This is a genomic window from Lacticaseibacillus baoqingensis (assembly GCF_003946165.1).
Taxonomy (GTDB): Bacteria; Bacillota; Bacilli; order Lactobacillales; family Lactobacillaceae; genus Lacticaseibacillus; species Lacticaseibacillus baoqingensis.
Genome location: NZ_RHOI01000007.1, coordinates 34,311 through 59,493, shown reverse-complemented (window position 1 = coordinate 59,493; position 25,183 = coordinate 34,311). Strand labels below are relative to the sequence as shown.

General features: G+C 52.5%; 28 protein-coding genes and 1 tRNA gene. 9 read left to right on the top strand and 20 right to left on the bottom strand.

All coding sequences use genetic code 11. The annotated features are described in order from the left end of the window. Positions 1-21: 21 nt before the first annotated feature. The 6 genes from EKM91_RS04275 to EKM91_RS04250 form a co-directional block, all read right to left on the bottom strand. The gene (locus EKM91_RS04275; protein ID WP_379895786.1) at positions 22-1,035 is read right to left on the bottom strand and encodes a YihY/virulence factor BrkB family protein; all 1,014 of its coding nucleotides are present in this window, start codon (positions 1,033-1,035) and stop codon (positions 22-24) included. Positions 1,036-1,094: 59 nt separating this feature from the next. After that, the gene (locus EKM91_RS04270; RefSeq protein ID WP_125750251.1) at positions 1,095-1,847 is read right to left on the bottom strand and encodes a hypothetical protein; all 753 of its coding nucleotides are present in this window, start codon (positions 1,845-1,847) and stop codon (positions 1,095-1,097) included. 97 nt (positions 1,848-1,944) lie between these two features. Continuing rightward, positions 1,945-3,015 carry a phosphomevalonate kinase gene (locus EKM91_RS04265; RefSeq protein ID WP_125750249.1) on the bottom strand — a complete coding sequence of 357 codons (1,071 nt, stop codon included), beginning with the start codon at positions 3,013-3,015 and terminating at the stop codon, positions 1,945-1,947. Between the two features lie 177 nt (positions 3,016-3,192). Further along, entirely contained in the window at positions 3,193-4,086 is an 894-nt protein-coding gene (locus EKM91_RS04260) for an ROK family protein (protein ID WP_164508447.1), read from the bottom strand. 134 nt (positions 4,087-4,220) lie between these two features. Further along, positions 4,221-4,820: a TetR/AcrR family transcriptional regulator gene (locus EKM91_RS04255; RefSeq protein WP_125750243.1), complete on the bottom strand. Its 600-nt coding sequence runs from the start codon at positions 4,818-4,820 to the stop codon at positions 4,221-4,223. Positions 4,821-6,058: 1,238 nt separating this feature from the next. Further along, the gene (locus tag EKM91_RS04250; RefSeq protein ID WP_125750240.1) at positions 6,059-8,389 is read right to left on the bottom strand and encodes an ABC transporter ATP-binding protein/permease; all 2,331 of its coding nucleotides are present in this window, start codon (positions 8,387-8,389) and stop codon (positions 6,059-6,061) included. Between the two features lie 113 nt (positions 8,390-8,502). On the opposite strand from EKM91_RS04250, the gene EKM91_RS04245 reads away from it, so the two are divergent. Then, positions 8,503-8,970, top strand: coding sequence for a MarR family winged helix-turn-helix transcriptional regulator (locus tag EKM91_RS04245; protein ID WP_125750237.1), 468 nt, complete (start codon positions 8,503-8,505; stop codon positions 8,968-8,970). A 19-nt stretch (positions 8,971-8,989) separates the two neighbouring features. Here the strand turns inward: EKM91_RS04245 and rbsK are convergent, their stop codons facing one another. Beyond that, positions 8,990-9,913 carry a ribokinase gene (gene rbsK, locus EKM91_RS04240; RefSeq protein WP_125750234.1) on the bottom strand — a complete coding sequence of 308 codons (924 nt, stop codon included), beginning with the start codon at positions 9,911-9,913 and terminating at the stop codon, positions 8,990-8,992. An 88-nt stretch (positions 9,914-10,001) separates the two neighbouring features. On the opposite strand from rbsK, the gene EKM91_RS04235 reads away from it, so the two are divergent. Further along, positions 10,002-11,180, top strand: a complete 1,179-nt coding sequence (locus tag EKM91_RS04235; RefSeq protein ID WP_125750231.1) for an MFS transporter — start codon at positions 10,002-10,004, stop codon at positions 11,178-11,180. A gap of 50 nt (positions 11,181-11,230) precedes the next feature. Here EKM91_RS04235 and EKM91_RS04230 read toward each other — a convergent pair whose 3' ends face one another. Together EKM91_RS04230 and EKM91_RS04225 are read right to left on the bottom strand one after the other, a co-directional pair. Then, positions 11,231-11,488, bottom strand: coding sequence for a GlsB/YeaQ/YmgE family stress response membrane protein (locus EKM91_RS04230; RefSeq protein ID WP_164508446.1), 258 nt, complete (start codon positions 11,486-11,488; stop codon positions 11,231-11,233). A gap of 75 nt (positions 11,489-11,563) precedes the next feature. After that, positions 11,564-12,253: a hypothetical protein gene (locus tag EKM91_RS04225; RefSeq protein ID WP_125750228.1), complete on the bottom strand. Its 690-nt coding sequence runs from the start codon at positions 12,251-12,253 to the stop codon at positions 11,564-11,566. A 119-nt stretch (positions 12,254-12,372) separates the two neighbouring features. Between EKM91_RS04225 and EKM91_RS04220 the strand changes: the two genes are divergently transcribed. Beyond that, positions 12,373-12,702 (top strand): DsrE family protein, encoded by a 330-nt coding sequence (locus EKM91_RS04220; protein WP_125750225.1) that lies wholly within the window; start codon positions 12,373-12,375, stop codon positions 12,700-12,702. Between the two features lie 220 nt (positions 12,703-12,922). Here EKM91_RS04220 and EKM91_RS04215 read toward each other — a convergent pair. The 4 genes from EKM91_RS04215 to EKM91_RS04200 form a co-directional block, all read right to left on the bottom strand. Further along, positions 12,923-12,996: transfer RNA gene (locus EKM91_RS04215), tRNA-Arg, on the bottom strand. Positions 12,997-13,039: 43 nt separating this feature from the next. Then, a complete protein-coding gene (locus EKM91_RS04210) occupies positions 13,040-13,465 on the bottom strand; it encodes a DUF3284 domain-containing protein (RefSeq protein WP_125750222.1) in 426 nt (141 codons plus the stop codon). A 21-nt stretch (positions 13,466-13,486) separates the two neighbouring features. Continuing rightward, positions 13,487-14,773, bottom strand: coding sequence for a DEAD/DEAH box helicase (locus EKM91_RS04205; RefSeq protein ID WP_379895812.1), 1,287 nt, complete (start codon positions 14,771-14,773; stop codon positions 13,487-13,489). 14 nt (positions 14,774-14,787) lie between these two features. Continuing rightward, positions 14,788-15,768, bottom strand: a complete 981-nt coding sequence (locus EKM91_RS04200) for a Gfo/Idh/MocA family protein (RefSeq protein WP_125750217.1) — start codon at positions 15,766-15,768, stop codon at positions 14,788-14,790. Positions 15,769-15,904: 136 nt separating this feature from the next. On the opposite strand from EKM91_RS04200, the gene EKM91_RS04195 reads away from it, so the two are divergent. Then, the gene (locus EKM91_RS04195; protein ID WP_125750214.1) at positions 15,905-16,285 is read left to right on the top strand and encodes a DUF4828 domain-containing protein; all 381 of its coding nucleotides are present in this window, start codon (positions 15,905-15,907) and stop codon (positions 16,283-16,285) included. A gap of 60 nt (positions 16,286-16,345) precedes the next feature. On the opposite strand, the gene EKM91_RS04190 is transcribed toward EKM91_RS04195, so the two are convergent. Then, positions 16,346-16,711 (bottom strand): YxeA family protein, encoded by a 366-nt coding sequence (locus tag EKM91_RS04190; protein ID WP_125750211.1) that lies wholly within the window; start codon positions 16,709-16,711, stop codon positions 16,346-16,348. Between the two features lie 22 nt (positions 16,712-16,733). Beyond that, positions 16,734-17,459, bottom strand: a complete 726-nt coding sequence (locus EKM91_RS04185; RefSeq protein ID WP_125750208.1) for a GH25 family lysozyme — start codon at positions 17,457-17,459, stop codon at positions 16,734-16,736. A gap of 195 nt (positions 17,460-17,654) precedes the next feature. Between EKM91_RS04185 and EKM91_RS04180 the strand changes: the two genes are divergently transcribed. From EKM91_RS04180 to EKM91_RS04170, 3 genes are all read left to right on the top strand, one after another. Continuing rightward, positions 17,655-17,846, top strand: coding sequence for a hypothetical protein (locus tag EKM91_RS04180; RefSeq protein ID WP_125750205.1), 192 nt, complete (start codon positions 17,655-17,657; stop codon positions 17,844-17,846). 31 nt (positions 17,847-17,877) lie between these two features. Then, positions 17,878-18,813 carry an SPFH domain-containing protein gene (locus tag EKM91_RS04175; RefSeq protein WP_125750202.1) on the top strand — a complete coding sequence of 312 codons (936 nt, stop codon included), beginning with the start codon at positions 17,878-17,880 and terminating at the stop codon, positions 18,811-18,813. A gap of 207 nt (positions 18,814-19,020) precedes the next feature. Then, on the top strand, positions 19,021-20,250 hold the full coding sequence (locus EKM91_RS04170) for an MFS transporter (protein ID WP_125750199.1): 1,230 nt from the start codon (positions 19,021-19,023) through the stop codon (positions 20,248-20,250). A gap of 141 nt (positions 20,251-20,391) precedes the next feature. Here the strand turns inward: EKM91_RS04170 and EKM91_RS04165 are convergent, their stop codons facing one another. Beyond that, complete coding sequence (locus EKM91_RS04165) at positions 20,392-20,925, bottom strand: phenolic acid decarboxylase (RefSeq protein WP_125750433.1); 534 nt, start codon at positions 20,923-20,925, stop codon at positions 20,392-20,394. A gap of 117 nt (positions 20,926-21,042) precedes the next feature. Here EKM91_RS04165 and EKM91_RS04160 point away from each other — a divergent pair, with 117 nt between their 5' ends. Continuing rightward, the gene (locus EKM91_RS04160; RefSeq protein WP_125750194.1) at positions 21,043-21,597 is read left to right on the top strand and encodes a PadR family transcriptional regulator; all 555 of its coding nucleotides are present in this window, start codon (positions 21,043-21,045) and stop codon (positions 21,595-21,597) included. A 23-nt stretch (positions 21,598-21,620) separates the two neighbouring features. Continuing rightward, positions 21,621-22,214 (top strand): sugar O-acetyltransferase, encoded by a 594-nt coding sequence (locus tag EKM91_RS04155; protein ID WP_125750431.1) that lies wholly within the window; start codon positions 21,621-21,623, stop codon positions 22,212-22,214. A 73-nt stretch (positions 22,215-22,287) separates the two neighbouring features. Here EKM91_RS04155 and EKM91_RS04150 read toward each other — a convergent pair whose 3' ends face one another. Genes EKM91_RS04150 through EKM91_RS04135 form a run of 4 tightly spaced genes read right to left on the bottom strand, consistent with a single transcriptional unit; the run spans position 22,288 to position 25,029 of the window. Continuing rightward, entirely contained in the window at positions 22,288-22,632 is a 345-nt protein-coding gene (locus tag EKM91_RS04150) for a MoaF-related domain-containing protein (protein WP_125750191.1), read from the bottom strand. Positions 22,633-22,649: 17 nt separating this feature from the next. After that, positions 22,650-23,171: an NAD(P)H-dependent oxidoreductase gene (locus EKM91_RS04145; RefSeq protein ID WP_125750188.1), complete on the bottom strand. Its 522-nt coding sequence runs from the start codon at positions 23,169-23,171 to the stop codon at positions 22,650-22,652. Next, positions 23,168-23,905 carry a nicotinamide riboside transporter PnuC gene (gene pnuC / locus EKM91_RS04140; RefSeq protein WP_125750185.1) on the bottom strand — a complete coding sequence of 246 codons (738 nt, stop codon included), beginning with the start codon at positions 23,903-23,905 and terminating at the stop codon, positions 23,168-23,170. Before pnuC ends, EKM91_RS04145 begins: the two co-directional genes overlap by 4 nt. Beyond that, positions 23,899-25,029: an AAA family ATPase gene (locus EKM91_RS04135; RefSeq protein ID WP_125750182.1), complete on the bottom strand. Its 1,131-nt coding sequence runs from the start codon at positions 25,027-25,029 to the stop codon at positions 23,899-23,901. The genes pnuC and EKM91_RS04135 overlap by 7 nt, the downstream gene beginning before the upstream one ends. Positions 25,030-25,183: the final 154 nt, after the last annotated feature.

Genomic DNA, 25,183 nt, shown 5'->3' with positions numbered 1-25,183 from the left:
CCAAAATTTGGCTGATCCTATTTATTTGTCTTGGCTGATGCGCACATTTTTAACGAAATCATGCACTTTCCCGCGCGAGTGATGCAGCCTGCCGGTGTAGTATTCTGCCACTAAGGCATTGATCACGGCACCGATCAGCATCAATAAGGCACTAAAATTCAGCCACAACAGCAAGACCATAAAGGTGCCAATGGTCCCATATGTGCTGAAACGCGAGCCAAAATAGCGCATGTAGATCGAAAAGAACTGGGCTAACGCCAACCAGCCAATGATCGTAAAAATACCGCCGGGCAAAATCGTCCAAAAGCGGATCCGGACATTAGGCAAGAAATAATCAATGGCAAAGATCACCACGACTAATGCGGCTACCGTCACCGGCCAGCGCAGCGTGTTAAACGTCTTGAGCCAATTATCCGATAAGCCCAGCAACGGCACCAGCCACTCCAAGAATTGCCGGCCAAAGGTAAAGGCGATCATCACCAGGCCTAACGCAAAGATCAGCGTGAAGATCATCACCATTGAAATCAACCGCTGCACGAGAAAGTTCGCCGGGCTGGCCACCCCATACGCCTTGTTAAAGCCGGTTTTCAAGCCGCTAACCGCTAAGCTGGCAGCCCACAAAGTCGCCACCGCCCCGATCGACAGTGCCGAGCCTGAAGTCGAATTCAACAAGTTGTGGATCACCGGGTTGATCCAAGTCATGATCGACATCGGGATCACTTGGCTGAGGTAATCTGTGACCGAGTCATATTTAAACCCAAACAAAGGCAGCAAATTCCCTAATAAAATCAACATGGGAAACATGGACAGCAGCGAATAAAAGGCCAAAGACGCTGAAGTCGCACCTAATTCAGCTTCCCCGATGCGCCGCATGGCGAGTTTGATGAATTCCCGTAATTTGACCCGCTTGGGCAGCGCCATGTCAGCCAACGGAATGCGTCCGTCTTTGATGGCTTGGCGCTGCGCCGGCGTCAGCGCCACTGGCTGCACGCGTGGTGGCCGCTTCAAGACCATTTTACGGCGATTGCCGCGCATACGTTTTTCCCCCTATCAATAAAATTGGGCGTGCAGCATTGGCCACACCCCCAATCACGTTAATATGCTTTCGCTGTTTGCCCATTGGCATAAACAAAATACATGTGGATCGCCACACTGGACCCGTCCCCTTGGGTTTGATACAACCCCACATGATAAGCCGGGATCCCATTATAATCGGTGCTATATTCGATCACCCCAACGTTGTCGACGCGATCTGCCGCCGCAGCCGGGTGCTGAACAAGATATTGCTGGACCGCGGCCACTGCCTTGGCTTTTGGCGACGGTTGGTTCGCTTGAGCTTGACTGGCGGCTTTGGCGCTGGCTTGGCTGGCTGCGGTTTGGCTGGCTTGGCTTTTAGCCGCCGCTTGTGCGCTGGCTTGTTTGGCTGAAGCGCTGGCTGCCGCTTGGGCACTGGCTTGTTTGGCGCTGGCGGCTTTAGCGCTGGCGGCTTGTGTTAGCCGGCTTTTGGCTTGCTGACTCGCCGCTTTTGACTGCACCGCCTTTTTGGCAGCGGGCTGATGGCTGCTGGAAGCCACTTTAACCGACTGTGTCGCCGCTTGTGAGGCGCCTAAACCCCAATGCGGCAAGACCCGATCATAGACCAATACCGCTACTAACAAAAGCAGCACGACCACAAGCTGCCGCCGTGCCGAGCGGACGACCATCGCCATGCGCCGCTCACGCGTGCGTTCATACCGGCGATGCGACGCCTTGGCGTAGCGAATATAAAAACTGACCAAGACAATGATCAATAATAAGCCCACTGCCAGCTCCCGCACGAGCAAATTATTGCGAATAAATGCGCCCATAATTAATCCTCCACTGTGACATATGCTAATTATAACAGTGTCACAGGCAACCGGCCAATCGCATTAAAAAAGACAACCTGAGGCTGCCTTACTTTGATCATTGGATCGCATGTACCTTGAATGGCAGCGGTTCGATCGCGGCGTTTTGCCAGCGCGCCAACAAGGTGTGAGCATCGACCGTGGCATCCACCAAGGCGATCCCGCAATCACCGCCGCCGGCACCGCTGCTTTTAGCGGCCCCGCCAGCCCCTTCAGCCAAATCACACATTTGTTTGAGGACCGGCGTTTCGATTTCGACACCAGACAAGCTGGCCAATTGATTCAATAACTGCCGATTGGCCCGGATCCCGGCTTGGATCGCCGCCAGCGAATGTTGGCGAAAACCTTCGATCAAACCTTCCAGCGTATTGCGGCTGGCATCCAAAAAATGCTGATATGCGGCATGCTTTTTGGCTTGTGCAATGGCGATTTTATCGACCAATCGCGACGTGGAAGCCGGTGAGCCGGTCCAGCCGATCAATAATTGCAGCTCAGCCGGCGCTTGTAACAACTCAATGGACAACTGCGGCCATGGCATCGTCAATAAGTCGCTTAAACTGTGCATGCGCCGCTGCGCCGCCAACCAGTCTTTATCAAACGAGCGATACGCGATCCATCCGCCGTAAACAGAAGCCGCAATATCGCCTAAACTGCCGTTGCCTTGAATGTCCAAATGCGCGATCGCCGCCAGTTTGAAGATCTGATCATTGGACATCTCTAATTGATAAAACTGATTCAACGCCTTCACTGTGGCCACCGTCACGGCCGCCGAACTGCCAAGACCATATTTTTTGCCATCCGTTGAGTCGAGATCCGAATCAATATCCATTGTGTATAGCGACAATGGCTTGCCTTGCTCGCGGGCATAGATCTCGGTACAGCGGATCGCACTGAGGATATAATGAAACGGATTATCCCGATTATCGAACACCATCTCATCGCCATTACGCTGCCAGGTCAACGAATTCTCCTGATATTGCTTTGAGTTGATGCACCCATACGTTTGTGCAACTTCGACAGTTACAGTCACGAATTGATTCAAAGCCACGATCACCGCGGGGTACCCAGTTTCCACCACCGCGTATTCACCAGCAATATAAAGCTTGCCTGGCGCCTGCGCTGTTACCAATCCATCAGAACCCTTCACCAAAAATTTGTGCCAAAATGGCCGAGTGTTTATCGTCATGATTATACGTTACGTTGACAGCTCGCGCACAATTAGCGCACAACCGTAACCTTTTCTGAAGAAACGCACCTAGACTATTTTAGGCATTGTGGCGGTTAAACACAACCACGAAATTCTGGTTCAATAAGTCAAAGGGTAAACCGCCCCGATCAAGCGAGCGTCATGGGCAAACCGCGTGCTGACGATTTCTGGCGTGGTTAAAATTTGCGGAGCTTGAGTCGCTTCCACGCGCAACTGGGTGAATTCCGTTCCTAACTGGGCGGCTAATAACGGCTGGGTGCTCAACGGGCCGCCAACGACGATCCGCTGCAGATCCAAGACGCTTTGCAAATTGTACAACACGACCGCGATGGCTTTGGTGAACGCCCGAAACGCATGTACGGCAGCCGGCTCTTGGGCCATCAAGGCATGAAAAACTTGCGCCGCCAGCTGACCGGTAGGCAATTGCAGCTTGGTGGCAACAGAAGCCAAAAAACCATCTGCAGACAAGCCCAATGCACTTTGCCCGCTGGCATCAGGATTGGTCGCATCGATCACCATTAAATTTGCCAAGCCGCCTAATGCATGCGCGCCGCGATACAAATGGTCATCGATAAACACCGCCACTTCTACTTGACTGCCGATCACCACCAAAGCGCCATCGGCGATGTTGGTCAAGCGGCCTTGCCATTTTTCTGCTAACGCCGCGGCATGGACGCGGCTTGCCAGCGCTACTGGCACCGCGACACTCAAATTGCGCTGCAAAGCGGCAACCAGTGGTTGGCCTTCTAAAAAAGGCAGTGCTGAGCATTGTAAGACCATGCCTTTTTCAGGATCCACGACTCCTGGCAGCGCCAAGCCCACGCCTGCAATATCGGCAGCATGGCGATCGATCAACTCGATTAAATTAGTCATAAATACCGCCCAATCGGCGCGTTGCGTCAATTGATTGCCTTTGACTACGATTGCGCCGCTGGCGGTGACCAGCGCGTAGGTCATCAAGCGCTCACCAATATCGATCGCCAAATAGTTCATAGCCATCACCCCTTTTTCTGTCTAGTCACAGGCTACATTAAAGTTTGATGAATGACAACGTTTTTTGTGAGAAAAGTTCTCATCGTATTATAATGGCAAAAAAAAAGAGCCGCGCTGCGACTCTGATCCAAACATTACCCCACTAAGGCTTGCGTCAAGCTGATCATCTTAGCATCGGCTGAAAAGCGCTTATTGACGATGAAGTCATGCACCACTGCCTGCAAAATATCGATCATTTGCTCACGCGTGATATCAATGAACCCAGCAGCCATCAAGTTGCAGATCCCAGTTGCCACGATCCATAACCCGCTTAAGGTATTGCGTTGTTGTTCGCTGGATAACTTGGCTGCCGGCGCATAATCATTGAAGCGGACTAATGCCGTGTTCACCGCGTATTCCCGCATTTCTTCTACACCAAAATGATCTTCAACAAACACCGCCCGGTATAAGGTGCGATTTTCTAAGGCAAAATTAATGTAGGCCAACCCTAGATCCACGATCGGGTCTTGCGTGAATCGGCGAGACATTTTTTGGTGCAGCGTTTCTTTGATCATTTTCATGACCTCGGCTTTCAACTCCCCCATTGAGTTGAATTCCAAGTAGATCGGCTGGGTCGAACAACTCAAATGGCGCGCAATGTTGCGTGCGGTAAAGCTGTGAAAACCTTCCTCGACCACCAACTCATAAGCCGTTTCCAGTATCTGTTGTTTTGAGATCATCTTTCTGCGTGCCAAAGTGTTCCCCCGCTTTCGTTCACTACCCAAATTATAAATATAGCTATTGTTATTTTACCAAAACTTATGGAAAACGCAATCATTTCTCCGCATAAAACCGAAAAGTCTGTATTTGCGGCAATTTCGTCCTGCTGATCGTTCAGCCGAAAGCGATTGCTTTGACCAAATCAAGTCTGGGTAAATCCGGATTGGTGTTTTTCTTTGTGAATTTGTTTTTGCAAGGGAGCGACGGTGCAGCGGGTTGAGTCGAGTCGAGCTGCACAATGCAACGGGGCTATTGGTAAGCGGTCTCGGTCACGCCGCGTACCGCGACGCACCCAAGCCCCCTTACCAACACCCCTAAATGCGCATTGCTGCGCTCTGTGGGTTTTAGTCGAGCTGCACAATGCAACGGGGTCGCGGTTAAGTCATCTCGTCCGTGGCGGCGCGTTGCGCCACCGCGTCCAAGCTGCCTTAACCACACCCCTAAATGCGCATTGCTGCGCTCTGTGGTTTTAGTCGAGCTGCACAATGCAACGGGGCTATTGGTAAGCGGTCTCGGTCACGCCGCGTACCGCGACGCACCCAAGCCCCCTTACCAACACCCCTAAATGCGCATTGCTGCGCTCTGTTTTTAGTCGAGCTGCGTGGCGCAACGCGCTAGGGCTTGGGGCACTGCCGTCTATCTGGCTTTGCCAGATCGCCGCCAGTACACCCAAGCCTACGCGCTAAAACCGCGCCACTCCGCTCTGTTTATTTTTTGACACGCCAAAGACACGAGCGGTTGCCTGCTCGTGTCCCTGGTGGCTTGCTGATGGCTGTTTGGCAGTTGCCTGCCGTACAAGAACGCCAGTTCGCGGTTTTTAGTGGTGCGTCATGCTTTGGTGCATCCCGTTTTTGGCCCCCCAAAAGCGGGTGGTGCTGTACAGTTGCCTGTACATTGGAGCGTCCGCCAATCATTTTGTTGCATCCACGCCCGTAGTACGCAGATGCTTCATCGCTAAAGCCACCTAACACGGTGGGGCCATGTCAGGGCTGTGCGCCGCTTTTGATTGCTGGGGTGACGCCGAAGCGACCAGATATCCCCAGGGAGCAGTGAGGGTCACATCCCATGCGGCCGCATGGGATCCTACTACTTACACGATACCGTGACGCTAAGATACCACCCGGCAATACCCCCGTCAACAATTTTGTATGCGTTTACAAAAGTTTTACAAAAAAACCGGCTCACCTTACTGGTAAGTCGGTTAAAGCACTGATTATTCTGCGCGCAATGCGATCGCGGCGTCTTTTTTCGCTGCCATGCGGGCAGGGACGTGGCCCCCTAAGATCGTCAAGATCGTGGAGATGATCACTAAGACGATCGCATGCACCGGATTCAGCTGAGCCACCCCGCTCAAGCCGGTCACGCCGGCTAAGACGCTATTGATCGGGAAGGTCAACGCCCAAGCCACAATGATTCCAAAGAGCCCAGCGCCAAATCCTAAGATAAAGGTTTCTGCGTCAAACACCCGGGTAATATCTTTCTTCCGCGCCCCTAGTGCCTTGAGCACCCCGATTTCTTTAGTCCGCTCAAGGACTGAAGTGTAAGTGATGATCGCGATCATGATCATCGAAGTGACCAATGAGATCGCGGCAAATGCGACTAAGACATAGGTGATCGCATCCATCAAACCGCCAGTCATATCACTGACGGTACCGGCAAGGTCGGTATAGATCACTTGATCTGCTTTGGCTTTGCCTTGGTTATACCGGTCAAGATAAGCTAAGACCTTGTCTTTGAGCTTAAAGCTCGTCGGATAGATCTGGATGCTGGTTGGCGTGCTGACGCCGCCTAGAGAGGTTAACACACTGTTTTTCGTCGTCACATTCATCGCTTGGCCAGTGATCACATTGGCCGCACTGGCCTTTTGGGCAGACACGATCGCAGAATCGCGGTTAGCGGCTAATACGGATTTAGTCAATGCGGCGCTATATGCCACCCCAGAAGCCAACAGCCCGTCGGAATTCTTCGACTTCACCCGCAAGATCCCTGTGATCGTCAAGGTTTTGGTCTTAGGCGCCGTCGCTAAGGCATCCAGTTGTTGCTTTGGCATAAACGTCCCAGTCGGTAATTTCGCGTAATAGTCATCGTTGGCAACTAATTGAACCTTGGTCCCAACGAGATCATTAAACTTCAACTGCTGGCCTTCCTTGGTGGTAAAGCCCAGATTCTTCAACGCATTGATATCTAAGCTGTTGTCTTTGTTGACCACCAGCACCACATCTGTCGTGGTTTTAGGGTAAGCACCAGCGATCACTTTGTAGTAAGTTTTCAAAAAGCTTTGCCCGCCGTTGCGATCGATCGGATACACAGAACCGCCGACCCCAGTGGAAGCCGACATCATCGCGCTGTAATTCATGGTGCTGCTGTCAGGATCAGCCGTTGAAAAGCTGACGGTCTTGTAGCTGGCGCCGACTTTGCGGATCAAGTTCATCCCGGTGCCGTATGTGACGGCAATATTTTTGGCGTCTTTTTTCGGCATTTGATCGATATAATCCAAATAGCTTGCCGACAGCTTGTTGGTGTGTTGGGCTTTTTCGGCATCAGACTTTTCTGCGGTGATGTGTTGTGCTTTGGAGAAAGTCTTGGTTTTGGTGCCGGTCATCATGGAACTGGTGTCAGTGCCGGTTTGAGAAATCGTCACCGGCATTGACGCCATGGCTTCCGATTGCGTTTTATCGATTTGCTTTTGGAAGCCATTAGACAAGGCCAACACCACCGCGATCGAAATGATCCCGATACTTGAAGCAAAAACCGTTAAGAAGGTGCGGCCTTTTTTGGTCCGGATATTGTTATAACTGAGCTTCAACGCGGTCCAATAGCTCATTTTGGTGTGGTTGAGCTTAAATTGATCGGCTTGTGGTGCTTCTGCATACGGGTCAGAATCGCGTTGGATCTGCCCATCGGCAAACTCGATCACCCGATCGGCATATTTCTTGGCGAGATCCGGATTATGGGTGACCATGATGACCAAGCGTTCTTTGGCCAGATCACGGATCAGCTTCATGATCTCTTCAGACGTTTCGGAATCCAGTGCCCCAGTAGGTTCATCTGCCAACAAGATCTCCGGGTCATTGGCGATCGCCCGCGCGATGGCCACCCGCTGCATTTGCCCGCCAGACAATTGTTGCGGGCTTTTGTGCATGTGTTCTTTCAAGCCAACGCGGATCAGTGCATCTTCAGCGCGCCGTTTCTTTTCTGCCGCAGAAACGCCTGATAACGTCATCCCCATCTCGACATTATCCATGATCGAAAGATGGGAGATCAGGTTATAAGATTGGAAGATGAAGCCCACACTATTGTTGCGGTAAGCATCCCAATCAGCGTCTTTAAAATCTTTCGTCGATTTGCCTTTGATCAGCAAGTCCCCGGAATCATACCGGTCCAAGCCGCCGATGATGTTTAGCATCGTGGTTTTCCCAGAGCCGGACGGCCCGAGGATCGCGACGAATTCTTGTTCCCGAAAGGCCACGGAAACATCGTCTTGGGCCTTAGTGGTCGTGGCGCCGACGGTATAGTATTTCTTGATATGTTTAAGCTCGAGCACTGGCATAACCTCATTTTCAATCGAATTCGTGATGCTTGACAATCGTTAAGTATGGCGACATACTTAACGATTGTCAACTGTTGGCCACCAAATTAGGACTTAAGGAGTATGGCATGGGATTGATTTCAAAAGAGCCGAATAACACCGCTTTGTTCAGTGAACTATTTGCCGTGCTCGCCCAGGCGGTCATGCAAAACCTCACCATCGAAGCTTTGGAGTTGACCCCATTACAGCTGCTCACCGTGATCGTGGTTTACAACCATCCTAAGCAATCCATGTCGGCACTGGCCGCAGAGCTGGGCACCACCGGGCCGCAATTATCACGCACGATCAAAGCCTTGGAACAAAAAGCCTTAGTGCATCGGCAGCCCAACCCCAATAACCGCCGCCAGATCAATGTGATGCCGACTGCAGAAGGCCGGTTAGTGGCCGAAAAACACAGCCAATCTGTGCAAGCAAAAATCACCAAGCGCTTGACGGCATTATCGCCAGCCGACCGCACCCAACTTGATCGCGACTTGGCAGATGCCATCAAGTTGTTTGCCAAAGCCGGCATCGTACCGCCGACCCCAATGCCTTAACTTCCTCATTTCCAACCACTTAACCTTCGTTGGCTAAAGCCTGTTGCACTTGTGCTTGCGTTGGGATCGACGGCTGTGCGCCTAATCGCTGCACGGCCAAAGCAGACGCCATGCTGGCATAGCGCACCGCCGATTTTAGCTGCCCGCCATCAGGTGTTAATGCGGCGACTAACGCGCCAATGAAGGTATCTCCGGCTGCAGTGGTATCCACGGCAGGCACGGCAAACGCCGGCACTAAAAATGCCGTTTGCGCCGTTGCCACATACGCCCCATGAGCGCCTAGCGTGATGATCACTGTGGCCGCTTGGCGCTGGAGAAACCATTGGGCATTAGCCGCTAAGCTGGCTTGATCCACGATTTTGATCCCACTAAGCGCGGCGCTTTCAGTTTCGTTAGGCACCACCACATCGACCAACTGCAGCAGTTCAGCCGTTAGCGGTGCGGCTGGCGCTGGATTCAATAGCGTCTGCTTGCCTGCGGCCTTGGCGATTTGAAAGGCTTGAACGATCGCTGGTTGGGCGATCTCGCATTGCGCCACGACAAAATCGGCCCCTTGCAAGCTGGCTGCATTGGCAGCAACAGCAGCCGGGGTGAGCAATGCATTGGCACCAGGATGCACTAAGATCGAATTTTCACCATTAGCTTGTAATAAGATGAAGGCTTGGCCGGTTGATGTTGACCTGGTGGCCAAGCCTTTGGTTTGCACCCCGGCGGCAGTCAATTGCTCACGCATCCAGGTGCCGTTAGCATCATTGCCGACCGCCCCGACAAAAGCGACCGCAGCCCCACTGCGGGCGGCGGCTACCGCTTGGTTGGCACCTTTGCCGCCTGCAGCTTGGGAAAAGCCTTGCATCTTCAGGCTTTCTCCGGCTTGCGGCAAGCGCGGGATCTGCAGGATCTGATCGACATTGGCACTGCCGACGACAACAACTTGGTTTGGCATTCTTATCGCTCCTTAATCAACTTATCGTTAGGATACCACAATGGCTGTGTTACAATATTTTTTATGCCATTTTGAAGGGAGCCAAATCATGTCCGCCAAGGTAAAACGCACGATCGCGATCTTGATCTTCAGCGAATTTCTGATCTGTTTAGGAATGAGCTTGATCTTTCCAGTAATGCCCTTTATCAAAAATAGTTTGCACTTGTCTGCCACTGACTTGGGGATCATGTCCTCGCTTTATGCTTTGACGCAATTTGTGGCCTCCCCGATCATCGGGCGCTTATCCGATCGCTTAGGCCGCAAGCCGATCTTACTAGGCGGACTGGCGTTATTTGCCGTTGGCGAAGTTTTGTTTGCCTTGACCAATCATTTGTATATGTTTGATCTGTCGCGGGTCATTGGCGGCTTGGCTGCCGGGATGTTTGTCCCGACGGCGCAAGCTTTGGCAGCCGATGTCACAGACTATCATCAGCGGGCAAAGGTGATTGGCTGGTTATCGGCGGCTTTTTCCGGCGGGTTGATCTTAGGCCCAGGCCTTGGGGGGATGTTGGCCAATTACGGCTACAAAGTGCCGTTTTGGGTCGCCGCAGTGTTTGGGGTATTGGGCTTGATCGCCACTTGGTTATGGCTGCCGGATGATCGGCAATTTACGGCCAATCCCCATCCCGCCCATCTTGCCACCCCGGACACCCGCCAAGCAGACTGGCGCGGCGTCTTAGGCGGGCCAATGTTGATGCTGTTTGTGATGATCTTGGTATCAAGTTTTGGTTTACAGGGATTTGAAAGTATCTACAGCATTTTCGTCAATGAAGTCTTTAAGTTCACCTTAGGCGATATTGCCCTTGTGCTGACGCTTAACGGGATTATTTCGCTGATCATTCAAGTGCTTTTCTTTGACCGGTTGATCCGCTGGCTCACTGAGATCCGCTTGACGCGCTTGGCCTTTTTATTTAGTGCCTTAGCGGTAGTTTGGATCATGTTGACGCACAACAAGCTAAGCGTGATGATCGCGACTTTGATCGCGTTTACGGCCTTTGACCTGCTGCGCCCGGCGATCACGACGTTATTGACTAAGCAAAGTTCCTCTAATCAAGGGGTGATCAATGGCTTGAACATGTCTTTGACGTCGATCGGCAACATCGCGGGTCCCTTGATCTCAAGCGCATTGCTCGATTGGAACTACCATATTCCTTATGCGGTAGTCGTCGTCTTTTTAGCGGCTTCTTTTGCCTTGACCTTTACGGTGCATCTCAAACATCACGCCTGATCACGCACAAAAAGCGGGTAAGCCGGACTAGGCTTACCCGCTTTTTGTTATCATGCCCGTCGACGACTAGCGCCGATCAACAGCGATACGAGGAACACGACGATCATCGCACCAATAATCGCTGGTAAAATCGCCATCCCGGCGACTTGTGGTCCCCAGCCTCCGAGTAAGTTGCCACCTACCCAAGCGCCGACTAAACCACCGACGATGTTGCCGATCCAGCCGCCTGGTAAGTCGCGACCGACGATCAAAGAGCCGATCGCACCGATCACGGCCCCCACGATCAATACCCAGATCAGATGCAGCATCGTAAACACCTCCTGATTTTAGATTAGGCTTTCGCCTTATCTTAATCATAACGAAATGCTTACCTGAAATGCAATTCAAAGCCTGGTCAAGCTGCTGACGATCAAAAAAACGCCTCCAGCGATCCCAGCCATCACCAACAACACCAGCGCTAACAAGGTGTTAAGTTTGGTCCAGCTGATCAGCCACAGCGGCGCCAGCCACCACAGCAAACCAAAAGCACCGCTCAATAGCAGCGCCAGCAGGGGCAAGCCGACCCAAAAATTCCGCCGGTCTTGCCGCGACAAACTCGCGCCAAAAGTCAACAAAACCGTCATCAGCAGCCACCCCAACACCCATGGCCAATCTGGCTGCAAGGCTGCCGGTGCCAGCGCCGTCCAACTCACCTGCGCAAACCATGCCCGCTTGCCGATGATCAACTCGATGGCTCCGATCCCCCAAAGCGGTGCTCCAGCAGCAAACAACACCCCCAAGCGCTGCCGCCAAGATCGCCGATCATAGGCAAACCCCACATGGGCCGCTGACTGTTGGCGCACATCCGGACGCAAGGAAAAGCTGGTCACCTTCAGGCCAAATAACCACCCCACCAGCGCATGCAGCCCTTCATGAACAAAAATTCCCGGTTTCATCAACCACAAGTCGCTATTGGCCTTGCCGGTGCGCGCCACCACCCTGCGCACCGTGGCGTCATTCAACCAAGATAACCCGCTGCTGCCAAGCAGCAGAATGGTTAACGTGGCCCCGACCGTCGTTAAAAATACTGTCATGTCAGGCTCCTTTTTTGAATCAAAATTGCAACGATTTTTCTTTTTTTATTGAATTAATTGGTTTAATTGCACCAAGTTTATGCTATAACAGAGGTAAATCAAGCAGGGGGAAACTAGACATGAATGTGATCTTCCATATCGACGCGTCAGCCAGCTGGCCGACATTACTGAGCAACGTGCAACACTTCAACGACTGGCTCCAAGCCCAAAGCGACAACAGCACTTTGGAAGTCTTGATCAACGGCGCGGCCGTGAAAGATGCGACTGTCGACTCCGAAATCGACTTGTCGCTGCTTGCCCGTACGGTCAATATTGCCGTTTGTGCCAACTCCATGCGCCAACACCAGATCGAAAAAAGCCAACTACAAGACGGCATCACCATCGTTCCTTCTGGCGTCGTGGAACTTGCGCAACGCCAACACCACGGTTTCGCCTACATCAAACCGTGAGCGTCTGATTTCACCTCACCGCAAAGCCTTGACATCGTAACCTGATGGCAAGGCTTTTTTGACGCGATCACCCGCCAAAAGGCATGCCCTAATGCCAGTATAACCAGCGCCGCTTGCCGGCAGCAGGGTTTGTTGCAAAATTAAATAAGCCTTCACTTTTGGCTAAACGCAAACACCCGCAACTGCTTGCTCAGCATTGCGGGTGTTGATTAGGGCTTGATGCAACGGGAGAGACTCGAACTCTCTACCTATGGTTTAGGAAACCATTGCTCTATCCAGGTGAGCTACCATTGCAGACCCATTTATTATACGTAATCTTCAAGCCGGACGCAACGCTTCAAGTAGTGGTATAGCCTTTTTCGATCGCATCTAACATGCCGATCAGCTGCCGCTTGCGGCCATGCCCCAATAACAGCATCATGAGCTTTTGATTCCATTCTCGCAAAGTCGAGTTGAAGTGACTGTCTTCGGTATAGGTCACCACGACCCCGCCATCTTGCGTCTCTTGCAGCTCATAGTTGATGCGGTAAGTACCGCCGCTTGATTCAGTTTGGAAGCCATATTGGCGATTGATCACATTCGCCGTGATCTTCACCCGCGCGCGCAATTTCCCGTTCGCCATTGGTTTTTGGTACTCATACCCTAATAACTGGCCGGGCTTGAGCTGCTCGCCGGTATTTTGTTTGATATCATACAATGCTGAATCGACGACTTTAGTGTATAAATACGCCGCCGGTACGTGCAGTGTGTGTGTGACCTTCATCGTTGTTCCCCCTTTGCGCGATTACCCCCGCGGTTTGCGCTTGCCTTTGTTCTTTTGGTCGCGCAGCCGCTTTTTCTTATGCTTTGGTTTATCAGGTGCCACGGCGGTGGCCGCTTTGGCCTTTGGTTTTGGCCTTGCCGAAGTCGTTGGCGTTTTCGCCGGTGCCGGTGCCGCAGACGCTGCTGGTACAGCTGGCGCAGCTTCGGCCTTTGGCGCGACTGTGGTGAGCTGCCCGTCAACCAAATAACCGCGCTGGATGGCGTATTGCGGCACCAGCTTCTTCAAATCGCGCCGATCGTGGTCATCGCCTAGCGTAATCACATAGCCGCTTGCGCCCATGCGCCCTGTCCGCCCTGCGCGGTGAATGTAGGCTTCCGCGCGCTTAGGCGCCGCATAATTGATCACCGCCGGCAGTTTTTTGAGGTCCAGTCCCCGCCCGGCCAGATCAGTCACCAATAACAAGGTGACCTTGTGCTTGCGAAAAGCCGCCAACGCATTGGCGCGCGTCGTCGAGCGGTCATTGCGGGATAACACCGCAAATTTGACGGCTTGATGATGTAAGATCCCTGCCACTTTTTCCAGCGTGCCATTATTGTTGAAAAATACCAGCGCTTGAAAATGATCTAAATGCGCCAAACTCCGCAGCCACTCCACGCGATGGGCGTTGTCGGTTTGCACAAACAAATGCTGCACGGCCCCTTGCGTGTGGTCTAATGCGCGCACATCAATGCGCGTCGCGTCGATACCAAACCATTGATCCAATTGATCAAACATGGGACTGGCAGTCGCAGAAAAAAAGCCCATTTGCACATCAGCCGGCGCTGCCATCGTCAACGCCCGCACTTGATCTAAACCAGGATCGCGCAACAATTCATCCGCTTCATCCACGATGATCGTTTGCAGCGTGTGCAGCTTCAACGTCCCGGCATTGGCCAATTCCACCAAACGCCCAGCGGTGCCGACGATCACTTCTGGATGTTGTTTCAGCTGTTCTTTTTGCCGTTTGACATTGGCATTGCCCGTCACCCCGGTCACCCGCATATTCACGGCTTTAGCATACGGCTGCAGCACATTGCGGGTTTGGATCGCCAATTCTTGGGAAGGGGATAAGATCAATAACTGGATCCCATCTCCTGGCACCAGCTTTTCCAACAGCGGCAGCCCAAATGCCAAGGTCTTGCCGGAGCCTGTTGGCGCCAAGCCGATCACGTTTTGGTCAGTTTTCAGTGGTTGGTACACCGCTTCTTGGATCAAAGTCTGCGCGGTAAACCCCGCAGCGGTCCATAAAGCTTGAAAAGGTTCTGCAATCAAATTTTAATCTCCTATTCTGGATCATCGTCAAAATGAATCCCAGCGCTTTGGCGCAATTCACCCATGAGCGCATGCACGTTTTGTGCCAGCGCCCATTGCTGGCTGAAAGCCGCCCGATTGTTGTGGCGCAAAGCCTGGGCAAAATACGCGGCTTCTTCTGCCATCGGGTTGGCCGCATGGTACTGCCATAAATCAGTGGATTGCTTGGGCGTTTGCAAGCGCAGCGCGGTAAATTCGCCTGGGGAGTCAAATGCGATGGTGTCTGGGCCAAAATACACTTCAGATTGCGCCGTTGAATTACTGGTTTTACCCATGCGCAACACCACGTCAAACGCGCCATAATCAAGCTGGGCCACGCCATCGCCATCGACGCCGCTGGCTAACATTTGAGGCAAATACACCGCTTTTTGCGGCATCCCAAACCAAGCCACCGCCGCATAAACCAAGTAGATCCCCAGATCCATCAACGCCCCGCCAGCAAACTGCGGCGAAAAAATATTCGGCTGCTTGCCTGCCAAATAAGCATCATAGCGTGAGGAATACTTCATATACCCTAAGCTCGCCCCAGTCACTTGATGCGTTTTTAAGTAGTCGGCAACGACTTGAAAATTGGGATCATACAAATGCCGTGCCGCTTCAAAAACCATCACCTGCGGATGTTTTGCCAATGCATCGTTGAGCACCTGCAATTGTTGGGGATGGGTCACCAACGGTTTTTCAACGAGCACATGCTTGTCTGCTTGGATCGCCGCTGCGGCTTGTTGGGCATGCAAGCTGTTGGGGCTGGCGATATAAACGACCTCACAATCACTCGCCAAAAATGCGGCCATGCTGGTATACGCAGCAGCCGGCTGGGTCTTGGCAATAAACGCTTGGGCGGTGGCTTCACGGCGCGAATAAACTGCTGTCAGTTGATATTGGCCGCTTGCTGCTGCCGCTTCAACGAATTGTCGCGAGATCCAATTGGTGCCAATGATACCAAGTTTCAACATAATGTCGCATCCTCCTCACATTCGTCATCGCTTTGTCTCAATCATAACAATTATGTTAGCAAAAAGCAGTAGGCAACTGGTTCACCCCTTTGGCCGTTCGTGCTATGATTGGCATAAAGCATGAGGAGGCAAGCAGATGGCGACACGTTTTCACGATTTCATGCGGGTGCTGACACAAATGGTCGAACATCATCCCCGTCAACCCCAACACGACCCGGTCCTTGACTTGGCCCAAACTTACACGGGTCAATACGGGTTTCTTGACGAACAAACCAATAAAAGCCATCAGCTCAGTATCAGCCCCGAGTTGACGATCAAGATCGATGGGCGCACGCTGCCTGGACAAGTCACTGGGATCACGACTGAGAAACTGACTTTCCTCGACCACTATGGCTATCAGCTGATCGTCACTTGCGGTCCTAATGGGCCTGAGTCTGTTTACGATGAAGCTGAAGATGCGATTTATCGGATCTTAACGCCTGAAACTGACCAACCCCTTTCCACCAGCGACGAGTAGCCTGGCTTGCTTGAGCGGCCAACCCCTCTAGGCGCAAAAACGCGCAGCGGGGTTGGCCGTTTAAGGCTGGGCCGCTAGTTTCGTCAGTGCTTTTTTAGGGACATCTGTGGCGCTTACCGCTTCCCAGCTGGTAACGCCTTTTTTGTCGTTATACGTTAATTTGAGATACGCCTGTTGCCGCAAGGGACGCGCCTTGTTGGCATTAAAAGTCAATGATTGGGCCCGGCCATTTTCATCATAGCCCGTTTGTTCATAACGGTAATCGAGATGCACGTTGCCATTGGCATCATGCGGGGCGATTTTAGTCCCGGTAGTGGTGATCTTAGTGTAGTAAGTGGTGCCGCCATAATTGGTGATGGCATATAATTTCAAACCGCCAAAGATCAACACTAATAAGACGACCAAGCCGATCAAGAATCGTTTCACTATTATTCACCTCATCTTCTGGTCACGGCAGCCGGGCAAAAGCCTGGCGAGAACCGAGAAATACGGCACTGGCAAATTGCTGCTGGCGGCGGCCAGCAGGCAGCGGCGCGGTTGCATATTGCCAAAATGCCCCGTGCTTGGGCCGTTTTGGCGAGATCACCCAGCGGGGGCTTTGCGGCGCGACGGGTTTGACCGTGGCCAATGCTTGCGGAGTCCCCATTAACACCACCCCTTGATGATACTTGGCGTTAAAGGCGGTGATCAATTGGCGCAGGCGCGCTTGCACGATTTGCGCTTGCGGCGGGTGTTTGGCATATTGATCGTAATACACCAGCTCAATGCCGATCGGCAGCGACCCGCTATTGTCGCCGACAGTGGTGTTGAAATTCGCCGCTTGTTGCGCCGGGGTGGAATCAAAGCTGAAATAATGATAGACGCCGACTTTCAAGCCTTCTGTGCGCTGATAGTTGGTGGCAAAATGGTCATCACTAAAGCTGGCCCCTTGGGTCGCTTTGAGATAGACAAACTTGGCCCCGCCGCTTTGTAATTGCGTTGCGTCTAAGTAATCACTGGATTGGTCCAAGCGCACCCCCATCACCGGATAGCGCCGAGGACTGGGCCGCGGATTGCGCTGCCAAAAATACCACCCGCCGCCTAAAGCAGCCAATAGTACCACCAGCGCGGCGATGACCAAAGCGCGCTGGCGGCGCGCATATGTTTCTGCATAGATCGGCCGTTTTTTCCGCATGTCCTCACCTCCACTGCTTATCTATTCTATCAAATCTTGCTAGGCTTGCGGCGCAGGTGTCAAAATTGTCACTTCCCCCGCGGCGATGGTTCCGGTTACAATCAAGGCGGTGATGATTGTTTCAAGGCGCGCGAACGTATAGAATGAGCATGAAGCTGTTATTGATATCACATGCTTTTGTCAGGAGGTGCCTGTTTGTTAGATGATCGGTTGATCGGCACATGCTTCACGCTGACGACGGTTCCTACCGGCATGATCACGCTGTATGGGATCCATTATCACTATCGCGTTTTAGATCACAGTCAACCTGGCGCCGTCGTCTGCATCGTCGCAGCGGATGCCTTAGGGCTGAAGGTGCAAGCACCAAAAGCGCCCTTGCAGTATTAAGCGTGCGTTTGGGCTTGAAGGAGGAAAAATCATGTTTGGGATCATTATCGGCATCATCGTTGTCTTGGTGATTTTGGCACTATTGGTCATGTTGTTGACCAGTGTCGCGATCATCCATACTGGGGAAGTGGGGATCGTGGAACGGTTGGGGAAATATGTTCAAACTCTAGAACCCGGCTTTCACGTGGTGCCGCCCCTGATTTATCGCATCACCGAAATCGTCAACATGAAACAGATCCCGTTAAAAGTAGATGAACAAGAAGTGATCACCAAAGACAACGTGGTCGTGCGTATTTCAGAAACGCTGAAGTATCATATCACCAATGTGAATGCCTATGTTTATCAAAATAAAGATTCCGTGCTGTCGATGGTGCAAGACACCCGGGCCAACTTACGGGGGATCATTGGCAACATGGATCTCAATGACGTGTTGAACGGCACCGAAACCATTAATCAAACGCTGTTTACCCAAATCGCCGAAACCACCGCGGGGTATGGGCTGAATGTGGACCGCGTCAACATCGACTCTATCCAAGTCGATACCACGATCCAAGATTCGATGAACAAGCTATTACGCGCCAGCCGGGAAAAAGAAGCCAATATCATGGAGGCTGAAGGCCACAAACAAGCGGCCATCGCCAAAGCTGAAGGGGAAAAACAAGCCGCCATTTTGGAAGCTGAAGCCAACAAACAAACGCAGATCCTCCAAGCCCAAGGGCGGGCCGAATCGCAACGGCTGTTTGCCGATGCGGTCAAAGACCAGATCAACTCGATCAATGCCGGCTTGCAAAACAATGGCGACTTATACCTGCAATATAAGAACATTGAAGCTTTAGAAGAGCTGGCCAAAGGCGACAGCAACACGGTGGTCTTGCCAAGTACTGCCGTGGATTCACTGGGCCAACTACCAGCCGTCGGCCAAGTATTGGCCCACACGCAAGCGACCAAACCAGCGCCGCATGCTTGACTTTTGATCACGATTCGCCGAATGCGGCTGTTTCGGCTAGTGTCACCACCCGTGGGCGACGATTTTTCCCTGAAATCGCCGCCCACGGGTGTTTTGTTGTGCGCTTAGCCTCCGACGTTTTTGCGCCTACACCGATAAATTTCATAATTTCTTCATAATTTGGGCGCATATTGAAAGCGTGTGCGGTCACGAGAAAGGATGATGACAGTGGACGAAAACCAGCGCAACGCGAGCCCTTGGCGGCGTAATCTCCATGTCCTATGGGGATGTACCTTCATTGCCGGGGTCGCTTTTTCTGAGATCATGCCCTTCATGTCGTTATATGTTGGCGAGCTGGGCGATTTTACCAAAGCCCAGGTTTCGTTTTATAGCGGCATCGTTTATGCAGCCACCTTCTTGGTCACCGCGATCGTCTCCCCGCTATGGGGCGCACTCGCCGACCGCAAGGGCCGTAAGATCATGTTGATCCGGGCGGCTTTTGGGATGGCGTTTGCCATGTTTTTAATGGGCTTGGCGACCAATGTTTGGGAACTGATCGGCTTGCGCATGCTGCAAGGCTTGTTTTCCGGCTACATTTCTAATGCCCAAGCGCTGATCGCATCACAAACCCCGCGCAAATACAGCGGCCAAGCACTGGGCACATTAGTCACCGGCTCGACTTCTGGGATGTTGATGGGGCCGATTTTAGGCGGGATCTTAGCGGAAGTGTTCACCATCCGCGTCACCTTTTTCATCACTGCCAGCCTTTTGGCGCTAGCAGGGATCGCTTCAGCCGTTTTGGTCAAAGAAGACTTCGTGCCAATCCCCAAGCAGCCGCGCGCCGAACATGGCGGGATGCTGGGAGGATTGCTCAGCCAATTCAAAGACCCCCGGCTGATCATCGTGTTGCTGTTTTCGACCTTATTTGTCCAATTAGGCAACACTTCCATCGCCCCGATCATCAGCTTATATGTGAAGGAACTGATGCACAACCACGGCGCAGTGGCCTTAGTGGCAGGCATCATTGCCGCTTTGCCAGGGATCTCCAACATCATTGCCGCCCCGCGGTTAGGCGCTTACGGGGATCATCACGGTTCCGGCAAGGTGTTGATCGGCGGTTACTTATTCGCAGTGCTGGTCTACTTCCCGCAAGGCTTTATCACCAGCGTCTGGGCGCTAGGGGCCTTGCGCTTGTTGGTGGGGATCTCAGACGGGGCATTATTCCCCACGATCCAAACCTTATTGACCAAAAACTCCCCTGCGACTGCCACCAGCTTGATTTTTTCTTGGAACCAAAGTTTTCAAGCCCTAGGCAACATGTTCGGGTCGCTGCTAGGCGGCACGCTAGCCGGCTTGTTTGACTATAACGTGGTATTCATTTCAACCGCTTGTCTGCTGTTGATCAACTTCTTGATGTTGTGGATCGCCAAACCAGACTTGCGCACCAGCAGCGATTGATCCATTAAGCCTGGGGCAAAAAGCATTGCCGTCACCGCAATGTTTTTTGCCCCAGGCTATTTTTCGCCACAGCCAACGTTGACCGCAAAAGATCCGCTCAGCTGCACAGCTGAGCGGATCTCGTCTAATTCGTGGTTAACTTTATTTTGGGCGCTGATAATCAGCCGTAAAGAATTTTCCGGCGCGGATATCATCAGGCATGCCAGCATATGGCGCTTCGTTGATCACCGCTTCATTGTTTTGCCCTGCATCGCCAATATACGTGATGGTGGCAAATTCTGGGACGACCAGTTTCGGATAAGTGGCATATTTTTCCCGCGCGGCGATCATCTCATCCAGGTGCTCATTTTGGTAGCACACCGTGATTTCTGGATGTTCTTGGACCCACTTGGGAAAGAAAATCGTGCCGTTGAGCTTATGCTCATTGGGCACAAAGTCCAAAGCCACATCAGTCCCGGTCGGTTCGGTCCAAGCGATCTTATAGATCCCTGGAGTCAACATCGTGATGTGCGCGGCTTGATCGGTCACCCAACGGCCAGCCACCATCCCGCCATGGATCCGATAATCGACGGTATGGTCGTTTTTCGCATACCATTCATATTCCCAGCCATTATCGTAGGTATAAATAAAATGCGTGCCTAAAAAATCGGCTAAAGTGTCAAAATGCTTGTCCATATGATTCAATTCTGCCATGTATGTCGCCTCCGTATTTTTATACATGTTATTAATTACATGTTTTAATCAACTTGATCAGTGTATACTGAAGTGAGCAACTCGTCAAGGAGGAACATTATGGCGCAACGCAATATTTTACAATTTATCATCCTCGGCTTAGTCACCGATCAGCCGCGCACCGGCTATGAGCTGACCAAAGCGTTCGATAATGATATCGGCGAATTTTGGTCAGCGCAACACAGCCAGATCTACCCGCAGCTCAAGACGCTAGAAGCCAAGGGCTGGTTGACCCATACCGAAGAAATCACGGGCGAAAAGCTCAACCGCAAGCGCTATGCGGCGACAAAAAGCGGCAAAGCCGCTTTGAACGACTGGTTGACCGCCGCCAGCGAACCAGTGTCAGGGGCCAAAGATGAATTCGTCTTAAAACTGTATTTCATCCATGACCAAACCGATGCCCGCCTTAAGCCCATGTTAACGACCCAACTGATTTGGCACGAACAACGGCGCGATCATTTGCGCAAACAGCTCGCCACCAAGTTTCCCAATGGGGCCGATGCGTTGGATTTTGGCCATTTTTTGATCCTTGAACACGCCTTGCACCGCGAAGAAGAATACTGCCAATGGCTGCAAGCCGCCTTGGCACAGTTACCAGGAGGAATGACAAATTGACACCAGATCCAGAATATGCCCGCATGCTCGCCGGCAAACTCTATGTCACTGACCGCATTCGCGCCGCCAACCGCGAGCTGCCAGGCCAATTGATCGTGCAACAAATCAATCAATTGCCCCTTGATCAAGTCGATCAAATCATCGCCCTAGAACGACAGCTCTTCCGCGGGCAGCCAGAAACCTTCTTCGTCCAGCCGCCGTTTGCAGTGGATTACGGGCGCCACATTACCATCGGTGAAAACTTCTACTGCAATGTCGACGCCGTCTTTCTTGACACCAGCTGGATCACCATCGGCAATAATGTGAAGATCGGCCCGCGCGTCAACTTACTGACCGCCGGCCACCCCATCGACGCGCCGACGCGCACCCGTTTGCTGGAATTTGCACAGCCGATCACCATCGGCGACAACGTGTGGCTCGGCGGTAATGTGACGGTCTTGCCTGGCGTCACCATCGGCGCCAATTCAGTCGTTGGCGCCGGTGCAGTCGTCACCAAAGACATCCCGGAAAATGTCGTTGCAGTCGGCAATCCGGCGCGTGTCTTGCGCCCGATCACCGCCAAAGACCATGACGATTGGCAAGCCCAAGCTGACGCTTACGACCGTGAGCGCAAATAAAGACCCTGCGGCAACGCCACCATCAGTGGGCGTTAACGCAAGGTCTTTTTGGTGCAAGCGGCAGCCACCCCGCTTATGCTTGATCCAATAATTCGGCGCGGCCGCGGCTGGGGATCCAATAAGTCGACTTAGACACGGTCCCTTGCATCTCACCGGTGGCAAAATTCACCACCACGGAGACGGTGCTGCCGTTGTCTTCAAACCAACTAAAGTAAAAGACATCGTCTGCCACCTTGCGGATCGTACTTTGCGCGGCCGGGGTGATCAATTCCTTGCCCCCTTCTTCGCCATCAAGCCCTTTCCACCAAACTGATCCGTCTGCATTGACGCGGTTATCATAGGTACTGTTGGCAAAGCGGCCTTCCAGCCAAGTCCAGCGGATCGTTTTGCCAATTAAGTCATTCGCCGTTTTGATCATAAATAGTGACTCCTTTTTTATAGTAGCGGGGTCAGCGTTGCGCCCCATTGCGACAAGTCAGGTTGCGTGCGGTAGACATCATAGATGATATGGGCGGCCACTTGCGGCGCTGGGGTCACCCCGCAAAACGCCAAGCTGGCATTCAACGGACTTAACAGCTGCGCGATTCCTGGCCCCCATGCCAAGTCTTGTTGCGTGGCCGCCAAGGTGGTGACATAAGTAAAGTGCTTGTGGGTCATCAAAGGCGTCGATCGCCCCAGCGCATCGGTGGCATAAAACCGATCACGCGCTAAGACGTCATCAAGATAGCGTTTCAACCCCCAAGGCAAGGCGTACCAATAAACCGGAAAGTGCAAGATGATCAGCTCTGCCCACTGCCATTTTTCGGTTTCTTGGGCCACGTCATAGCCGGTCATGGTAGTGGTTTTCAACTGATGGCGCGCACCTAACACCTGCTGGCTGGTGGCGACTAAAGCGTGGGTCAATTGGCCTTTGGCTTCCGGATGCGGCGTGTAGCCATCGATCAACAAGATCTTCATGCGGCCACCGCCTTTTGGGCATGCCCCTTAGCCAGCTGCCGCCAATTCAAATAGCCATACACGGCATTGACCAGCCGGCAGCTCCACAATGCGATTTGACCAGGATCACCGGCGCGGACCCATAAGATCACTTCAAGCACATCGACAATGATCCAAAAGAGCCATTGCTCAGACATCCGGCAAACAAACAACAAGTTGGCACTCAACGAAAACGTTGTCGTTAAGCTGTCCATGAAAGGCTGATGACTGCCCACTAATTGCAAGGCCCCGCCTAAACTCAACCAAATCACCAGCACTGCCACCGGCACTATCGCCCATTGCCACCAGCGCAATCGCCGCGCAAACACCAACGGCGTGCTGGCATCAGCATCCATGTGGCGCTGCCAAGCGACGAACCCGATCCCTTGCGTCGTCAAGAAAAAGCCATTGAGCAACACCTCGCCATACAGCACATGATGGATGCTCAAAGACAAGTAACTCACGACTTGCAGCGTCCCCCAAAAATAACTGCTTAATTTGCCTTTGGCCACTTCCACGGCGCAGATCACGCCGCATACCCCACCGGTACTGCTCAACCAGACCCAGCCATCGCTGAGCTGTGTTGGATCAGCCATGAACTGACCGGCCAGCACGATGAGCTGCACCGCAAGCAGCCCGGCCAAAAAAATCGCTTCATTGCGCGTCCACCCTGACCACAATTCGTCGAAGATCCGCTTACCCATGATTTTTAACATGTCTTCCCTCCCGTGGCCATTGCGGCATCGATATACCGAACCGCTTGATTGAACCGGGCATAATACCCATCAAGATCATGATGAGCCGCGTTGGGCAATGCATCTAACGTGACGATTTGCGCCGGCGCATAATACTGATGCAGCAGCGCTTGCAGCGTGTCATAATACGTCTGGCGCCAATTTGCCTCCCCCATCGCCGCACCGCGATACCCATCTTCAACAAATGGTGCTTGCGGCGGCAACACCAACAACAATGTCCATTGACTGCGTGCCACTAAGTCTGCGATCAGCGGCTTGAGGCGCGTATATTCAGCCGCCAGCATCAGTTTCAAATAAGTCGCCGACGTGATCGTTTCGGTATCGGCGATAAATAATCCCGGTGCGTAAGGGTCTTCGATCACGGCACGATTGCGATCATATTGGCCTTCCAAAATCGCGCGGAAATCCCGCCCATCTAATTCTGTGTCCATCACGTTGCGCGCCGGTTGATAAGCTCTTGCATACTCGTCGCTGACCGGTACGGCGTAATAATTGCTTAAGTCTTGGGCCAGTTGCGTCTTGCCGGTGCTCGCCCCACCCACTAGCGCAACATTCACTTTATAATGCCGGCGAAACTGCGGGGCGATCTGGGCCCAATTGGCCAACGGTTGGGCCTCGATTTGCTGCCGCACCTGATCATGGGCCATGATCACTGAACGATCAAGTTGGCAATTCGTTGACCCAAAGCGCTTTTGGGCCTGTGCTAACAAGGTTTTAGCAGCGGCATCCAAGTCCGTGTCGGCCGGCCAAGGTCCTGGCGTGAAGCTCAGGCTGGTCGGGGCTTGGGTAAAATATTGGCCCAGCTGCGCCAATACGCCTTCACGAATCTGCGCAACAGTCGCGGCGGCGCCTTGCATTGGGACTCCCAGCACGCCGGACTGGTCGCCAAAGGTCGAACGAAACAGTTTCACTTGCGTCGCTGGCGTCAAGCGCCCCCCTGCCAGCGGCAGCAAAAAAACCAACACCGCTGAATAGGTGCGTTTTAACCGAATGATGGTATCGATATCGCGATGACACAACGGGCTGGCCCGGCACCAGGTGACGGCGGTGATCCCAGCGCCTGATAATAAAGGCGTCATTTGCATGAATAAGCCTCCGCAAAATTATTTATTTTATAATCAAAAGATAGTTCAAGGTTATTTAAGTACTGGTTATCACTCTTTTTGATTACTTTTTAAGACTTTACGCTGAGAACAGCAGATAGTCAAGACACGGTCAAAACTTTTCGCCGCAACGCAA

Coding starts and splice junctions, on each gene's coding strand:
- EKM91_RS04275 (WP_379895786.1), bottom strand. CDS start 1,035: ATGCGCGGCAATCGCCGTAAAATGGTCTTGAAGCGGCCACCACGCGTG.
- EKM91_RS04270 (WP_125750251.1), bottom strand. CDS start 1,847: ATGGGCGCATTTATTCGCAATAATTTGCTCGTGCGGGAGCTGGCAGTG.
- EKM91_RS04260 (WP_164508447.1), bottom strand. CDS start 4,086: ATGAACTATTTGGCGATCGATATTGGTGAGCGCTTGATGACCTACGCG.
- EKM91_RS04245 (WP_125750237.1), top strand. CDS start 8,503: ATGGGATTGATTTCAAAAGAGCCGAATAACACCGCTTTGTTCAGTGAA.
- rbsK (WP_125750234.1), bottom strand. CDS start 9,913: ATGCCAAACCAAGTTGTTGTCGTCGGCAGTGCCAATGTCGATCAGATC.
- EKM91_RS04235 (WP_125750231.1), top strand. CDS start 10,002: ATGTCCGCCAAGGTAAAACGCACGATCGCGATCTTGATCTTCAGCGAA.
- EKM91_RS04230 (WP_164508446.1), bottom strand. CDS start 11,488: ATGCTGCATCTGATCTGGGTATTGATCGTGGGGGCCGTGATCGGTGCG.
- EKM91_RS04225 (WP_125750228.1), bottom strand. CDS start 12,253: ATGACAGTATTTTTAACGACGGTCGGGGCCACGTTAACCATTCTGCTG.
- EKM91_RS04220 (WP_125750225.1), top strand. CDS start 12,373: ATGAATGTGATCTTCCATATCGACGCGTCAGCCAGCTGGCCGACATTA.
- EKM91_RS04210 (WP_125750222.1), bottom strand. CDS start 13,465: ATGAAGGTCACACACACACTGCACGTACCGGCGGCGTATTTATACACT.
- EKM91_RS04200 (WP_125750217.1), bottom strand. CDS start 15,768: ATGTTGAAACTTGGTATCATTGGCACCAATTGGATCTCGCGACAATTC.
- EKM91_RS04195 (WP_125750214.1), top strand. CDS start 15,905: ATGGCGACACGTTTTCACGATTTCATGCGGGTGCTGACACAAATGGTC.
- EKM91_RS04185 (WP_125750208.1), bottom strand. CDS start 17,459: ATGCGGAAAAAACGGCCGATCTATGCAGAAACATATGCGCGCCGCCAG.
- EKM91_RS04175 (WP_125750202.1), top strand. CDS start 17,878: ATGTTTGGGATCATTATCGGCATCATCGTTGTCTTGGTGATTTTGGCA.
- EKM91_RS04165 (WP_125750433.1), bottom strand. CDS start 20,925: ATGGACAAGCATTTTGACACTTTAGCCGATTTTTTAGGCACGCATTTT.
- EKM91_RS04160 (WP_125750194.1), top strand. CDS start 21,043: ATGGCGCAACGCAATATTTTACAATTTATCATCCTCGGCTTAGTCACC.
- EKM91_RS04155 (WP_125750431.1), top strand. CDS start 21,621: ATGCTCGCCGGCAAACTCTATGTCACTGACCGCATTCGCGCCGCCAAC.
- EKM91_RS04150 (WP_125750191.1), bottom strand. CDS start 22,632: ATGATCAAAACGGCGAATGACTTAATTGGCAAAACGATCCGCTGGACT.
- EKM91_RS04145 (WP_125750188.1), bottom strand. CDS start 23,171: ATGAAGATCTTGTTGATCGATGGCTACACGCCGCATCCGGAAGCCAAA.
- pnuC (WP_125750185.1), bottom strand. CDS start 23,905: ATGTTAAAAATCATGGGTAAGCGGATCTTCGACGAATTGTGGTCAGGG.
- EKM91_RS04135 (WP_125750182.1), bottom strand. CDS start 25,029: ATGCAAATGACGCCTTTATTATCAGGCGCTGGGATCACCGCCGTCACC.